Genomic DNA, 16,894 nt, shown 5'->3' on the forward strand with positions numbered 1-16,894 from the left:
ACTCCCCGCCGGATACAGAATCTCAGGACTGCTCCGCGTTCGGGTGGCTATCGATCCAGCAACCGGTGAGCGCCCTGCCCCGGATGTAACCCGTGTGACGTCATGACGCCGCCGCCTGTGATTTGATAGGGCACAAATACTCCAAAATCGATTCCTTCTCGCTTTGTTCGACACTGGTTCGCCAACGGTGTGCCGGGATCCGGCCGGGTTCGTGGGTTTCGGCAAGACCTGTGGGCTGGACGCGAGAGGACTGTAGTACTCGAATGGATAGGGTTCGTCGCACTGTTCGGGGTCGAATTCGCCGCAGATCGAGTAGCCCGCTCTTCATGCAGTTGTTGGGGGCCGCGGTCGAATCCGCGGCCGACTCGATCGCGATCCGCTACAACCCGACCGGCGAACCCGCTGATCAGCGCGAACTCACCTACACGGAGCTGGACGAGTCGTCATCACGACTGGCACGGGAACTGATCGAGCGGGGCGTGGGCCCCGGCGACCTCGTCGCCGTCGGCTTCACCCGCTCGATCGAATCCGTGCTGGCCGTATGGGCCGTCGCCAAGACCGGTGCGGCCTACGTGCCGGTCGACCCCACCCTTCCGCCGGAGCGCAGCGAATACATCGTCGCCGACTCTCGGGCGGTGCTGGGGCTCACCGACTCGACGCATCGCTCGCGGTTCGGCACCGAGATCTACTGGCTCGACATCGATGATCCGCTGCACCGGGAACGGATCGCGGCCCGGCCTGCACATCCGATCTCCTACGTCGACCGGGTGGGCACACCGACCGAACAGCATCCGGCGTACGTCATCTACACCTCCGGCTCCACCGGTCGCCCGAAGGGCGTTGTGGTGACGCACGCAGGTATTGCGATGCTGGTGAACGCTCAGCGAGAGCGCTACGCGGTCGATGGCGATTCGCGGGTGCTGCACGTTTGTTCGCCGAACTTCGACGTATCGGTGCTCGAGCTGCTGCTGGCCTTCAGTTCCGGCGCGACGCTCCTGGTGGCCCCGCCGACGGTGTTCGGCGGCGCCGAGCTCGCCGACCTGTTACGCCGTGAACGTGTCACGCACATGCTGATCACGCCCGCGGCGCTGGAGTCGGTCGATCCGGTCGGACTCGACACGTTGCGGGCCGTGGTCGTTGCGGGTGATGCGTTCGGCCCCCGACTGGTCGAGCGGTGGGCGGTCGCCGGACGGTCTTTCTACAACGCTTACGGGCCCACCGAGGCCACCATTCTCGCCACTGGTAGCGCCGAGTTGGTGCCCGGTCAGCCGATCACCATCGGTACCGCCCTGCCGGGTGTCGGCGCGGTAGTGCTCGATTCGCGGTTGCGGCCGGTACCCGCCGAAGTGATCGGCGAACTCTACCTTTCCGGTCCCGCGCTCGCGCAGGGCTATCTGGGCCGAGCGGCGCTCACGGCGGAACGATTCGTGGCGAATCCGTTCAGCGGGGAAGTCGGCAACCCTGGCGCACGGATGTATCGCACCGGCGATTTGGTGCGGCGCCGCATGGCCGATGGCGCGATCGAATATCTGGGACGCTCGGATTTCCAGGTCAAGATCCGCGGCTTCCGTATCGAGCCAGGTGAGATCGACGCCGCACTGACCGGTCACCCCGATATCGAATACGCCGCGACTCTCGGCAAGCTCGCGCCCTCCGGCGCGACCGTACTGGTCTCTTATGTGCTGCCGCGCAACGGCATTTCCATCGATGCCGGAGAACTCCTGCGCTTCGCCGGAGCCGCATTGCCCGGCCATATGGTGCCGTCCGCGATCGTCGTTCTCGACGCGATCCCCTTGTCCCCCAACGGAAAGCTCGATCGGCAGGCGTTGCCGGAGCCGGTTTTCGAGGCGGCGGTGTCGCGTGCCCCTGTCGGCGCCGTCGAATCCCGGCTCGCCGAGTTGTATGCACAAGTGCTCGGTGTGCGGGTCGGGGCGGAGGACTCGTTCTTCGCCGCAGGTGGAGACAGCATCCTATCGATCCAGCTGGTCTCGCGGGCCCGTGCGGCAGGGATAGTGTTCACCCCCCAGGATGTGTTCGAGCAGCGCACCGTGGCCGGGTTGGCGCGGGTCGCGGTTGTCGGTTCCGAACCCACGCCGAGGCTCGCGGAGTTACCCGGCGGCGGCGTCGGGGAGATTCCGCTGACACCGGTGCTGGCCGCCCACCTCCTCGGGGGGAGGTCGTTCGGCCGGTTCTCCCAGCACATGGTGCTTGCCCTACCCGAGCACATCGACCGGGCGGGTTTGGTGGCCACGCTCGCCGCGGTGCTGGACCACCACGACATGCTGCGCGCACGGTTGTGGTCCGACGACGGGCGATGGCAGCTGCACACTCTGCCGCCGGGTGCGATGGACGTGGATACCCTGCTCACTCGTGTCGACGTGCCCGTGGGACTGGACATCGATGAGTTATGCGGAACTGCCAGTGCGGCAATGGATTCCGCCCTCGATACGCTCGACCCGGCGTCGGCTCGGATGATCGCCTGCACCTGGCTGTCTCGACCGGACGGCCGGGATGCGCTGATCATCGCCGCGCATCACTACGTGATCGATGGTGTGTCGTGGCGCATTCTGATCTCTGACTTGGTGACCGCGTGGGCGCAACGCGACGGTGGCCACCGGATCGCCCTGCCCGATGTCGGCACGTCGTTCCGGCGGTGGGCGCACGGTCTGGTCGAGGCGGCGACCGCCGCGGACCGTTCCGGCGAACTGCCGTACTGGCGGCAGGTTCTGACCGTCGCTGATCCGCTATTGGGCGCGCGGGCACTCGACCCGGTCGTCGACACAGCGGCAACGGTGCGGTATTTCACCATCACGGTGCCGGCCGAGGTCACCCATGCGGTCTTGACCGAATTGCCGAGGCTGTATCGGAGCGGAGTCAACGACGGTCTGCTCGCGGCGTTGGCGCTCGCGGTGCGCTCATGGCGGGCGAAAAGAGGGGTCGATGCCGCGACCACGCGAATCCGGCTCGAGGGACACGGTCGTGAAGAAACCGCCGTCGCCGGTGCCGACCTGAACCGCACTGTCGGCTGGTTCACCAGCATGTATCCGGTGGTGCTCGATCTGTCCGGCATCGACGCCGATGCCGCATGGAATACTGCCGACGCGACCGCGGCGATGCTCAAGACGGTGAAGGAGCAGCTGCTCGCGGTGCCGGATAAAGGCATCGGTTTCGGCATGCTGCGTCATCTCGACACCGATACCGCAGGCGAACTCGACGGTGCGCTGGGCCAGATCGGTTTCAATTATCTCGGTCGGATTTCCGCAGGCGACTTGCCGGAGGGGCTGACGGATCGTAGTTGGCTGCCGACCGCCGACTGGGGCGCCCCGGAAGCTGCCCAGGATCGGGCGATGCCCGCGGCCGCCGTGGTGGATATCAACGCGATCGTTACCGATGCCGACGCGGGCGCGCAGATGAACGCGTCGTTCGCGTACGCGTCCGAGATCCTCGACGAGGACTCCGTGCGGGAGCTGGCCGAGTACTGGGTGGCCGCACTGACCATGCTTGCCGGACATGTACACGATCCGGCGGCCGGTGGCCTGACTCCGGCGGATGTCCCGCTCGTGCGGATCACCCAGGGTGAACTCGATATCTGGCAGCGGGAGCACCCGGGTCTGCTCGATGTCCTGCCGCTGTCGCCCCTGCAGCTCGGATTGCTTTTCCTGACACAGCTTTCGGACGATTCGGCAGATCCCTATCTGCTGCAGTTGGCGGTGGAGTTGTCCGGCGTGATCGATCTGGATCGCCTACGGCGGGCGGCGCAAACGATGTTGGATCGGCATGTGACCCTGCGTGCCGCGTTCAGAACTTCGGTCGATGGCACCCCGGTCCAGATCGTCGCCGAGTCTGTGGCGGTCCCGTGGCGGATCGTCGACACCTCGGACGCCGATCCGGCGTCGCTCCTAACCGCCGAAGCACGCGTCGGATTCGATCCGACGGTGGCGCCGCTGCTGCGATTCACGGTGTATCGCACGAACTCCGGGCGCGTACATCTGGTTTTGACCGCGCATCACATCCTGTTGGATGGCTGGTCGATGCCGTTGCTGATGAAGGAACTACTGGTTTCCTATGCGGCCGACGGTGATTCGACACCGCTGCCGCGAGTCCGGCCGTATCGGGACTATCTCGCGTGGTTGGCGCGCTACGACCGGGACGCCACCGTGCAGACGTGGCGCGCGGCGCTGGCAGGTCTGACGCCGACGCGGCTGGCCACGACCCTGCCGCCGCCCGCGACGCCCGCCGACGGCCATGGGGTTTGCGCCGCCGACCTTTCACCCGCCGCGACAGCGGAGCTGCTGAGGTTCGCCGCCGCAACCGAGGTCACCGTCAATACGGTGGTCCAGGCGGCGTGGGGTCTGGTGCTCGCGGCCTGTGCCGGAGGTGACGATGTCGTGTTCGGCGCGGTGGTTTCCGGGCGGCCGCCGCAGGTCGACGGGGTCGACGAAATGGTCGGCCTGTTCGCCAATACCGTCCCGGTTCGGGTTCGGTTCGACTCCGGTACACCGGTGCGGCAACTGCTGATTCGGCTGCAGTCCGAACAGGTTTCGTTGCTCGACTGTCATCACATCGGGTTGGCCGATATTCAGCGCGCCGCGGGTGCGGGCGAGTTGTTCGATTCTCTCGTGGCTTTCGAGTCGTATCCCATCGACACCGATGGTTTGCGGCAGGCCCACGCGACGATCGACGGGCTGGAAGTCGTCGATCTCCAAGGTCGCAACTTCACGCACTATCCGGTGGCTGTCGTGGCCGAGTTGGGCACTCAACTGCATATACAAGTGCAGTACCGGCGCGACATGATCACCACCGCCACCGCGCAGGCGCTCGCCGCGCGGTTGCGGGTGCTGATCGGTGAATTCGTTGCGACGCCGGAGCGCACGCCGGCGGAAATCAATCGGTTCTTCGATGATCGCGGCGATCTGATCGCGCAGACGCGCTACTGGCGCACCGCGCTCCAGGGGATACCGGATGAGCTGAACCTGCCCATGGATCGCCCACGGCCTGCGGTCCCCTCTCGTGCGGACTCGTGCGTCGAGTTCGAGATCGGTGCGGATTTGCAGCACCGGCTACATCAAGTCGCGCACGACACGACGGTGTTCACCGTCGTACACGCGACCTTGGCGGTACTGCTTGCGCGACTATCGGGGACCGATGACATCGCGATCGGCACCCCCGTCGAAACGAGCGGATCGGTCAACACGGTCGTACTGCGCACCAGGGTGCCGGGTGAAATCTCCTTCGACGATCTGCTCGCGCAGGCGAAAGACATCGCCCTACAGGCGTTCACACGAGCAGACCTGCCCTTCGACGAGTTGGTAGCACTGCTGGATCCGGTTCGGTCGGACGCACGTCACCCGCTGGTACAGGTGATGTTGTCCGCCGGTGATCGGACTCCCGTCGCACGCGGGCCATTCGATCTGTCCCTGCACGTCCGGGAGAACCGAGACAGCGCCTGCATCGCCGCGAACCTGTCCTTCGCGCCCGATCTGTTCGACCGGCGCACCGTGGAGATTTTCGCCGAGCGATTCCTGCGGCTGCTGGCGGCCGCGGTGCACCACCCCGGGGACCCGATCGGTGATTTGCCGTTGCTCGGCGACGACGAGCTGGCCCTGCTGACCCGGGTCCACGACGATGCCGTGCGGGCGCCCCGGTTGCTGCCTGATCTGCTGACCAGTGGACTCGCCTTGGGCCGGGACCGGGTGGCGGTGCGATACCGGGGTCGGTCGATCAGTTACGGCGAACTCGACGAACAGTCGTCGCGGTTGGCGAGAGTCCTGATCGATCGAGGTGTCGGTCCCGAACTGCCGGTCGCGGTGTCACTACCCCGTTCCTACGAGATGGTGCTGGCAGCAATCGCGATCGCCAAGGCCGGTGGTGCGCACCTGCCGGTCGACCCGGCTCATCCCGCGCATCGGGTGCGGCACATGTTGACCGATTCTGGTGCGGCCCTGGGCATTACCGGATCCGACTACGTCGATCGACTACCCGATGCGGTGGATTGGCTGGTGCTCGATGCACCGGCGACGGTGGTGTTGTGCGCCGATAAGTCCACCGACACGGTCACCGATGCCGAGCGGATTGCGCCGTTACGGACGCAACATCCGGCCTACGTGATCTACACCTCGGGCTCGACGGGCCTGCCCAAGGGGGTCGCCGTAACCCATGGCGGGTTGAGCGATCTGGTCGATCATTCGGTCGGCCAGTACTGTCTCGAGCCGCACCACCGGTACCTGCATATCTGTTCGCCGAGTTTCGATCCGTCGGTGATGGAATGGATGTGCGCGTTCTCGGTGGGGGCGACGTTGGTGGTCGTGCCGTCGGATGTCATGGGCGGACCGGAACTCGGCGAGTTGCTGCGGACCGAGGGGGTGACGCACACGATCATCACGCCGGCGGTGCTCGGCACGGTCGATCCGGCCGGTGTGGACCGGATGGAAGTGCTGTTCGTGGGTGGGGATGTCCTGACCCCGGAGCTGTTGGCCAGGTGGCAGCCGGGCCGCCGGTTGTTCAACGCGTACGGTCCGACCGAGGCGACGGTGATGTCGTCGAATGTGGAACTTGTTGCGGGGCAGCACATCACGATCGGCAAGCCGATTCTGGGCAGCTCGGCATTCGTGCTGGATTCGCGGTTGAATCCGGTACCGCCCGGTGTTACCGGTGAGCTGTATCTGGCCGGCGCCGCCTTGGCTCGTGGCTACTGGAACCGCGCCGGGTTGTCCGCGCAGCGGTTTGTCGCCAATCCCTGGGGTGGGCCGGGTTCGCGGATGTATCGCACCGGCGACCTCGTGCGCTGGTACGCGGCACCGGAGCAGCGGGCAGGGAATCTCGCCGTTCCGTCGGCGGATTGGCAGCTCGACTATGTCGGTCGCGCTGATTTCCAGGTGAAGGTCCGTGGTTTCCGTATCGAGCTCGGCGAGATCGATACCGTGCTCGGCCGACATTCCGATATCGATTTCGTGGTCACGCTGGGGCGTGAAAGGCCCGGTGGCGCAACAGCATTGGCGTCTTATGTGCTGGCCGCGCCGGGGCGGGTGGTGGATCCGGCGGTGCTGCGGGAGTATGCGGCCGGGATCCTGCCGTCGCATATGGTGCCCGCGGCGATTGTGGTGCTGGACCGGGTTCCGTTGACTTCGAATGGAAAGCTGGACCGTAAAGCGTTGCCGGAGCCGGTGTTCCCGACGGCGGTGTCGCGTGCTCCGGTCGGCGCGGTGGAGTCGCGGCTTGCCGAACTCTTCGCGCAGGTGCTGGGTGTGGCACGGGTCGGGGTGGACGATTCGTTCTTCGCGGTCGGTGGTGACAGCATCATGTCGATCCAGTTGGTGTCGCGGGCCAAGGCGGCGGGGATGGTGTTCACCGCGCGGGATGTATTCGAGCAGAAGACAGTCGCGAGGTTGGCTCGTGTTGCCGCGGTCGGTGCGGAGTCGGCGGCGGTGGTTTTGGCAGAGTTGCCCGGCGCTGGTGTCGGCGCGGTTCCGTTGACTCCCGTACTTGCCTGGTTCCTCGCCAACGGTTCGTTCGGTCGATTCGCCCAGAGCATGGTGCTCGGATTGCCGGAGGGGATCGATCGCGCGGGTGTGGTGGCCACTGTCGGCGCGGTGCTCGATCATCATGATGTGCTGCGCTCGCGCGTGTGGCAGGCGGACGGATCGTGGCGGTTCGAGGTGCTGGCGCGTAACGCCATCGAGGCCGACGCGCTGGTCACCGAGGTCGAGGTCCCCGCCGGTATCGACGAGACCGAGCTGAACCGAATTGCCAACGCGGCCATGGATTCCGCGTTGGCCACGTTGGATCCCGCTGCGGGCCGCATGATCACCTTGACATGGCTGCGCAGACCCGATGCGCGCGATGCTGTCGCCGTCGCGGTCCATCACTATGCGATCGATGGTGTGTCGTGGCGCATCCTGATCCCGGACCTGGTGCTGGCGTGGGCGCAGCGCAGCGCCGGGCAGCCGGTGGCTTTACCCACCGTCGGCACTTCCTTCCGGCGCTGGGCGCACGCCTTGGTGGCAGCGGCTGCCACACCGGACCGTGTCGAGGAACTCGGCTATTGGCAGCGGGTATTGGCCACGCCGGATCCGCTGCTAGGCGCGCGTGCACTGGCCCCGGTCGCCGATACCTTCCGGACCAGGGGCGTATTCGAAATCCGTGTTCCGGTCGAGGTCGCCGACGCGGTGCTCGCCAAGGTTCCCGCGCTGTACCAGGGCGGCGCCAACGACAGTCTGCTCGCCGCGCTCGCGATGGCGGTGCGTTCCTGGCGGGCGCGGCGCGGCATCGATGCTCCGGCCACTCGGCTGCGACTCGAGGGGCACGGTCGCGAGGAAGACGCGGTGCCCGGCGCTGACCTGACCCGCACCGTGGGTTGGTTCACCAGCATCAGTCCGGTGGCCATCGACCTGTCCGGAATCGACACCGAAGCCGCCCACGCCGGTGGCGAGGCGACCGCAGCGGTGCTGAAATCGGTGAAGGAGCAACTGCTTTCCGTGCCGGATCGAGGCATCGGTTTCGGCCTGCTGCGGCATCTGAATCCGGATACCGGCGACGCGCTGGCCGATGATCTCGGGCAGATCAGCTTCAACTACCTCGGTCGTGTCTCGGCGGGTGCGGTGCCCGACGGTCTCTCGGACTGGTTGCCGACCGCAGAACTGGGAGCCATTGCCGCAGAGCCGAATCCGAACCTCCCACTGTCCGCGGTGATCGACATCAACACGATCGTCAGCGATACCGCGGATGGCCCGCGGATGGTGGCGTCGTTCGCCTTCGCCGCCGCGATTCTCGACGAGGCGGCGGTGCGGGAGTTGGCCGAGGACTGGCTGGCCGCGCTCACCGCGATTGCCGACCACTCGACGGATCCGGCTGCCGGCGGTCTGACTCCGTCGGATGTGCCGCTGGTGCGGGTCTCTCAGGTCGAGTTGGACCAGTGGCGGCGGAACCATCCTGGACTGTCGGATGTGCTGCCACTGTCACCGCTGCAGAATTCGCTGCGGGTACTCATCGAGCTACTGGACGATTCGGTCGACGCCTACATAATCCAGCTGGCGGCCCGGCTGACGGGCGAGCTGGATATGGGCCGGTTGCGCCGAGCCGCGCAGACCATTCTGGACCGGCACGCGAACCTGCGGTCGGCCTTCGTACCCACCGTCGACGGGACGTCGGTGCAGCTGGTAGTGGACGGGGTCGAGGTGCCGTGGCAGGTTGTCGACGGCGTGTCCGAGGCCGAGCTGCCGGAACTGCTGGTCGCCGAGCGCCGTCGCGGATTCGATCCGGCGGTGGCGCCGCTGCTGCGATTCACGGTGTACACCAACGACTCCGGGCACCACGGGGGGATGGCAGCCGACGGAGCTTGCGGAGTCGGCGGGGTGGGTAAGTACAGCCACCTCGTGTTGACCGGACACCACATCCTGCTCGACGGCTGGTCGATGCCGCTGTTGATGAAGGAGCTCCTAGTCCTGTACGCGACCGGTGGCGACACGTCACTGCTCGCACCGGTCCGGCCCTACCGCGACTACCTGCGGTGGCTCGCACAACAAGACCGGGAAGCCGCGGTACGCGCCTGGTCGGACGTATTGACCGGCGCCACCGCGACGATGCTCGCCCCTGAACTGGCGTGGCCCGCGGCGACCGGCGACGGGTTCGGCGTCTGTGAATTCGAGCTGTCGACCGCACAGACCTCGGCGCTCACGGCGTTCGCGGCAACGGCCGAAGTCACCGCCAATACGGTGATACAGGCGGCATGGGGTCTGGTCATCGCCGGTAGCACCGGCCGCGACGATATCGTCTTCGGCGCGACCGTCTCCGGCAGACCGCCGCAACTCGACGGTATCGGCGACATGATCGGCCTGTTCGTGGATGCCATCCCGGTGCGGATCCGGTTCGATCGCGGCACAACGATGCGGGCTCTGCTGGAGGGTCTGCAGGGCGAACAAGCGTCGCTGTTGGACCATCACCACCTCGGACTCGGCGCCATCCAACGCGTCGCTGCCCGGCAGTGTTCAACCACCCCGCCGACTCCGCAAGCTCCATCGGCTGCCATCCCGCAGTGTTTACCCACCCCGCCGACTCCGTCGGCTGCCATCCCCCTGTGCTCACCCACCCCGCCGACTCCGTCGGCTGCCATCCCCCGTGACGAACTCTTCGACACGATGCTGGTCTTCGAGTCCTACCCGGTCGACGCCGAGGGGCTGCAGCAGGCCGGCGGCGCCATCGACGGGTTGCGGATCGAGCAAATGCGCGGGGCCGACTTCACGCACTATCCGATCACGGTTGTGGTCTTCCTGGATGCCCGAACGCTGGTGCAGGTGAAGTACCGGCGCGATATCGTCGCCGACGAGACGGCGCAGGCCGTGGCCGATCGGCTTCGCCGCGTGCTCAGCGATCTGCTCGCGACACCGGAGCGCGCCGCGGCCGATATCGCGCTGCTGTGCGACACCGAATCGGATGACCCGATCACCAGGTCTCGGTACTGGCGCACCGCATTGGCGGGCTTGCCCGATCGGCTGGAGCTGCCGACGGATCGGCCGCGCACCGCGGCGCGGTCCGATGTCCGTGGGCGGGTGGAGTTCTCGGTACCGAACGAGGTACACCTGGGTCTCCGACAGCTTGCGCGCACGGCGGGCGTGACATGGACCGCGGTGGTGCGCACGGCATTGGCGGTAGTGCTCGCGCGGCTGTCAGGTTCCGACGACATCGCGATCGGCACTCCGCCGCCGGGCGGCCGCGGTGCCGAGCTGGTGCTGCGTACCCGCGTGGATCGCACAGCGCGCTTCGCCGACCTCCTACCGGAGGCACACCGGTGTGAACTGCAAGGGTTCACGTACGCAGGCATTCCGTTCGACGAGTTGGTCGATCTGTTGGGAGCGCGGCGGTCGCCGGATCGGCATCCCCTGTTCCAGGTGGCTCTGTCGTTCCAGAGTCCGCCGGATGCGGTCGGGGATCTGGCGCTGGCGATGTCGGCCGCGGATGGCGACTCGGACCGGGTGCGCGGCGAGATGTCTTTCGTGCGTGATCTTTTCGATGACCGTACGGCGGAGATGTTTGCCCGGCGGTTCGTTCGGGTGCTGGCGGCGGTCGTGGACGAGCCCGCGACGCGGGTGCGCGATCTGCCGCTGTTGATCGACGACGAGTACGAGGGGCTGACCCGGATGGGCGGCGGCGCCCCGGCTACCGTCGGGATGCTGCCGGATCTGCTGGCCCGGGGCGTCGGTTTCGGGCGTGATCGAGTCGCGGTGCGCGACGCGGGGCGGGCGTATACCTACGGTGAGCTCGACGAGCTGTCGTCGCGTCTGGCGCGCGTACTGATCGATCGAGGTGTCGCGCCGGAGACGGTGGTGGCGCTGGCGATGCGACGTTCGTACGAGATGATCGCCGCGGTATGGGCGGTCGCCAAGGCCGGTGGCGCGTATCTGCCGGTCGATCCGAGCTATCCGGTGGACCGGGTGCGGCACATGGTGGCCGATTCCGGTGCGGTGGTGGGCATTACGGTCGCTGAGCACGCGGATCTACCCGACACGGTGGATTGGCTGGTGTTCGACGATCCCGCGGTGCTCGCACGCTGCGCCGCCCAGTCGGCGGCCGCGGTGACCGACGCGGACCGTCGTGCGCCGCTGCGCATGTCGCATCCGGCCTATGTGATCTACACGTCGGGGTCTACGGGATTGCCCAAGGGGGTCGCAGTCACCCACGCCGGGCTCGGTGGACTCGTCGGCCACACTGTCGACATGCTCGGACTCGGGCCGCAACATCGGATGCTGCATGTGTGTTCGCCGAGTTTCGACCAATCGGTCGAGGAGTGGTCCAGCGCGTTCTACAGCGGTGCCACCCTGGTGATCGCCGCACCGGATATCGTCGGCGGCACCGAACTGCATGACCTGCTGCGCGGCGAACGGGTTACGCATACGATCATCACCCCGGCGCTGCTCGGCACCGTCGATCCCGCCGCCTTGGACGACTTGGCGGTGGTGTCCGCAGGGGGCGAAGCCACCACTCCCGAACTGCTTGCCAGGTGGCAGCCGGGTCGCCGCTTCATCAACGGATACGGCCCGACCGAGGCAACGATCGGCGCCACCTATACGACTCTGCTTGCGGGACAACGGGTAACGATCGGCCGTCCGGTACCCGGCGGGTGGGCGGCGGTGCTCGATGAGCGGTTGCACCCGGTACCCGCGGGCGTCACCGGTGAGCTGTATCTGGCGGGCCCGGCACTCGCCCGCGGCTATCACGGGCGTTCCGGCTCGACGTCGGAACGTTTCGTCGCGAATCCGTGGGGTCCGCCGGGCGACCGGATGTACCGGACCGGCGATCTGGTCCGTTGGGTCGAGGTACCGAATGCCACCGCTACCGGTTGGGAGTTGGAGTACCTGGGCCGCACGGACTTCCAGGTGAAGATCCGTGGCTTCCGCATCGAGCTCGGGGAGATCGACGCGGTGCTCGCCGCGCACCCCGACGTGGACTACGCGGTGACCCTCGGGCGCGAAAACCCCAGCGGGGCCACGATTCTGGTCTCGTATGTGCTGGGCCGGTCGCTGGATCCGGATCAACTGGCGCGGTGGGCTGCGCGAAGCCTGCCATCGCATATGGTTCCCGCGTCGGTCGTGGTGCTCGACGAGATTCCATTGACCGCGGTCGGCAAACTCGACCGACATGCCCTCCCCGAACCGCAGTTCGCGGCGCGCACCTACCGGGAACCGTCGACGGTAGCGGAACGGGCCGTAGCCCGTGTCTTCGCCGAGGTGCTCGGTATCGAGCGGATCGGCGCCGACGACAATTTCTTCGAGCTGGGCGGCAATTCGCTGCTCGCCACGCGGGTGACCGCTCGCCTCGGCATGGCGCAGGATGCCCGGGTTCCGGTGCGTGTGCTGTTCGCCGCGCCCACCGTCGCGGGTTGTGCACGGGAGGTGGCGAAGCTCACCGGTACCGGGAGTCGCCGCGCCCTGGTAGCGGGCCCACGGCCGGAACGTATTCCGCTGTCGCCCGCACAGCAACGGATGTGGTTTCTCAACAGGCTCGATACCGAGTCGACCGCATACAACATTCCTGTCGCGATCGGTTTGACCGGCGATTTGGATATCGCCGCGTTGGGGCAAGCCTTCATCGATGTCGTTGTGCGCCATGAGATCTTGCGAACCATATATCCGCAGCCAGGGGATGCAGCGGATCCGGTGCAGGTCATCCTGCCTCCCGGCCACTCCGAGGTGCCGCGGCTGCAGGTCCGGACCATCGGTGCCACCGAGGTGGAATCAGCTGTGCTGGAACTGGTTTCGACGACCTTCGACGTGACTTCCGAGGTGCCGGTCCGCGCCGTGCTCTTCCAGGTCGCGGACGGCGAATTCGTGCTGGCCATGGTCGTCGACCACATCGCGGGTGACGGCTACTCCGGTGGCCCCCTGACTCGTGATCTGGCGTCCGCATATACGGCTCGTGCGCTGGGCCGGGCCCCGGATTGGTCGCCGCTGGCCGTGCAGTACGCCGATTACACGCTGTGGCAACGTGCGTTGCTCGGCAGTGCGGACCAGCCCGGGTCGATGGCGGCCGAGCAGATCGCCTACTGGCGGCGGGCCCTTGCCGACCTGCCGGATCAGTTGGAGTTGCCGCGAGATCGGCCGCGCCCGGCGGTGCAGTCGTTCGCAGGCGGCCGAGTGGAGTTGCACATCGATGCGCGTGCGCATGCGGCGTTGGCGGGGCTGGCACGGGCCGAGGGCGCGACGCTGTTCATGGTTGCGCATACCGCACTGGCAGTTTTGCTGGCTCGCTTGTCGGGCACCGACGATATTGCGATCGGTACACCGATAGCGGGCCGGGGTGAGGCGGTGCTGGATGATCTGATCGGCATGTTCGTCAACACCCTGGTGTTCCGTACCCGGGTGGATGCGGGTGCGGGTTTCACGGAGTTGCTTGCGCGGCAACGTGATATCGACGTCCAAGCGTTCGCCCATGCCGATGTGCCGTTCGAGCAATTGGTCGAAGTGCTGAATCCGGTGCGCTCGACGGCGCGGCATCCACTGTTCCAGGTGGGGCTGTCGTTCCAGAATCTGGCCCCGGCCAGGATGGAGTTGCCGGGCTTGACCGTCACGGCGTTGGAAACGGATCGCCAGCTGTCGCAGTTCGATCTGCATGTGATCATGGCCGACAGCTACGACGAGGACGGTGTGCCGACGGGTATCGGCGGCTTCTTCACCTACGCCGCGGATCTGTTCGACGAGTCGACGGTGCGGAGTTTCGTGGACCGGTTCGTGCGGGTGCTCGATGCCGTGATCGCGGATCCACAGGTGCCGGTCGGTGCCATCGATCTGCTCGCGACCGAAGAAAGTGCACGAATCCGCACGGCGTGGAACGACACCGCACACCAGGTGAATACGGCCACCACGTTGGTGTCGCTGCTCGACGAGACTGTCGCTGCCACACCGGAGTCCACGGCGCTGGTCGCTGCCGATGGCACTCCGATCAGCTACGGCGAGCTGGATGGACGCGTGAACAAGGTTGCGCGGTACTTGATTTCGTCGGGTGTGGGGCCGGAGTCACGGGTGGCGTTGGCTATTCGGCGTTCGGTGGACCTGGTCGTAGCGATGTATGCGGTGAGCAAGGCCGGCGGTGTGTACGTGCCGGTCGATCCGGATCAACCCGCGCAGCGGACCGACTACATGCTGGAGACGGCGGCACCGGTTTGTGTGCTGACGAATGCCGATGCGGGTTTCGGGACCACCGCCGCGCCGGTGGTGCTGATGGATCGACTGGACCTGTCCACGGTGGACGCGGCCCCGATCGCCGACGCAGAGCGGATCGCGCCGTTGCGCGCCGAGCACACGGCCTATCTGATCTTCACGTCGGGTTCCACGGGTCGCCCGAAGGGGGTCGCTGTCACACACGGTGCGATTGTCAACCAAATGGTCTGGAAGACAGCGCAATTCGGATTGACCGTCGATGACGCCGTGCTGTTGAAGACGGCGGCGACGTTCGATTTGTCGGTGTGGGAATTCTGGTCGGCCGCGGCCTGCGGCGGCCGCCTGGTAATCGCAGCGCCGGATGGCCACCGCGACCCGGCATACCTGAACGAGCTGATGACACGTGAGGGCGTGACCACGCTGCACGCGGTGCCGTCGATGCTCGACGCATTGCTGACGGGTCGGCTGCCGGACTCGTTGCGCCAGGTGCTGGCGATCGGCGAGACGCTGCCTGCCGCGCTGGCGCACCGATTCGCGGCGGCGGCGCCCGACACGTCGCTGTACAACCTGTACGGCCCGACCGAGGCGGCGGTGTCGATCACCAGCCATCAGGTGCGCAGGTTCGATGAACTGGCCGTCCCGATCGGCAGACCGGCGTGGAACAGTCAGGTATACGTACTGGATTCGCGGTTACGCCCGGTTCCGGTCGGCGTCGCGGGTGAGTTGTACTTGGCCGGAGTGCAGTTGGCGCGGGGCTACTTCGGTCGCGCTGACCTGACGGCGGATCGTTTCGTCGCCAACCCGTTCCAGCCGGGCGCCCGGATGTATCGCACCGGCGATCTGGTGGCATGGAATGCCGACGGCGAGCTCGACTATCGGGGCCGTACCGATTTCCAGGTGAAAATCCGTGGCTTCCGAATCGAACTCGGCGAGATCGACGCGGTACTGGCCGCCCATGCGGAAGTGGATTTCGCCGTCACGGTCGGCAGGGAGAATTCCGCTGGGGCAACGGTTCTGGTGTCGTACGTGGTGGCGGCCCAGGACCGGGTGATCGATCCGGATCGGCTGATCCGCTGGGCCGCACGGACCTTGCCGTCGCATATGGTTCCCACGGCGATCGTGGTCCTCGACGGTGTCCCGTTGACCCAGGTCGGCAAACTCGACCGCGCGGCACTGCCCGAACCGGAGCTCGGGACCCGCGCCTTCCGCGCACCGACGACAGCGCTCGAGACCATGGTCTGCGAGATTTTCGCGGATGTACTGTGTCTGGATCGCATCGGATTGGATGACAACTTCTTCGAACTCGGCGGCAATTCACTGATCGCGACCAAACTGACGGCTCGGTTGAGCGAAGCGATGGCCGAAACGATTCCGGTGATGTGGGCGTTCACCGCCCCCACCCCCGCGGGCATCGTCGCGGAGTTGCGTGCGCGCGGCGCAGAGGGCGCCGGTGCCGACGCGGCATTCGATGTGCTGTTGCCGCTGCGGGTTTCCGGCACCGCCGAGCCGCTGTTCTGCATCCATCCGATCGGGGGCATCGCGTGGTCGTTCGCCGGGCTGGCAGCCCATCTCGATGCGGATCGGCCCATTTACGGACTCCAGTCACCCGCGCTGAGTTCAGCGGACCCACTGCCGGATTCGATCGAGGATTGGGCGCGGCACTACGTCAAACACGTTCGTGAGGTGCAACCGGAGGGGCCCTACCACCTGCTCGGCTGGTCACTCGGCGGTGTGCTCGCGCATGCCATGGCCGTCCAACTCCAGGACGAAGGCGCGCAGGTGGCGCTGCTGGGCATGATGGACAGCCGACTACTCGACATCGGCGCCGGGTCCAAACTCGCGGGGATCGAGGTGACGGTGCCAGAACTTCTCGGAGGACTGCTCGGCGCTCGAGCCGCGGAGTTCGGCCTGGACGAAACGGTGGAATTGTCTGAGCTGGCACAGCGATTGAGCACGCTCCCCGAGCCGTTCGCATCCTTCGGGGCCGCGCGGATCGAACGGGTCGTGGCCGCGGCGATCGATTCGGCGGCTCTCGACGCGGCATATCGTGCGCGGTCCTTCGACGGAGACCTCGTCTACTTCACCGCTGCCCTCGACGATCCGACGGGTTCCGTCGGCGCCGCGACCTGGACGCCCGCAGTGGCGGGTTCCGTGCACAACCACCCGGTGGCCACCACACACTGGCGGATGACCACCGATGCGGCGCTCCGGCGTATCGCGGAGGTCCTGCGCGAGTGGTTGTGACA

At 66.7% G+C, this 16,894-nt stretch carries 1 protein-coding gene; it reads left to right on the top strand.

Annotated features, from left to right (window positions below; genetic code table 11):
• Positions 1–326: 326 nt before the first annotated feature.
• A complete protein-coding gene (locus OIE68_RS12560; protein ID WP_327099555.1) occupies positions 327–16,892 on the top strand; it encodes a non-ribosomal peptide synthetase in 16,566 nt (5,521 codons plus the stop codon).
• Positions 16,893–16,894 lie beyond the last annotated feature (2 nt).

The sequence above is a fragment of the Nocardia vinacea genome (assembly GCF_035920345.1).
In the GTDB taxonomy this organism is placed as follows: Bacteria; Actinomycetota; Actinomycetes; order Mycobacteriales; family Mycobacteriaceae; genus Nocardia; species Nocardia vinacea_A.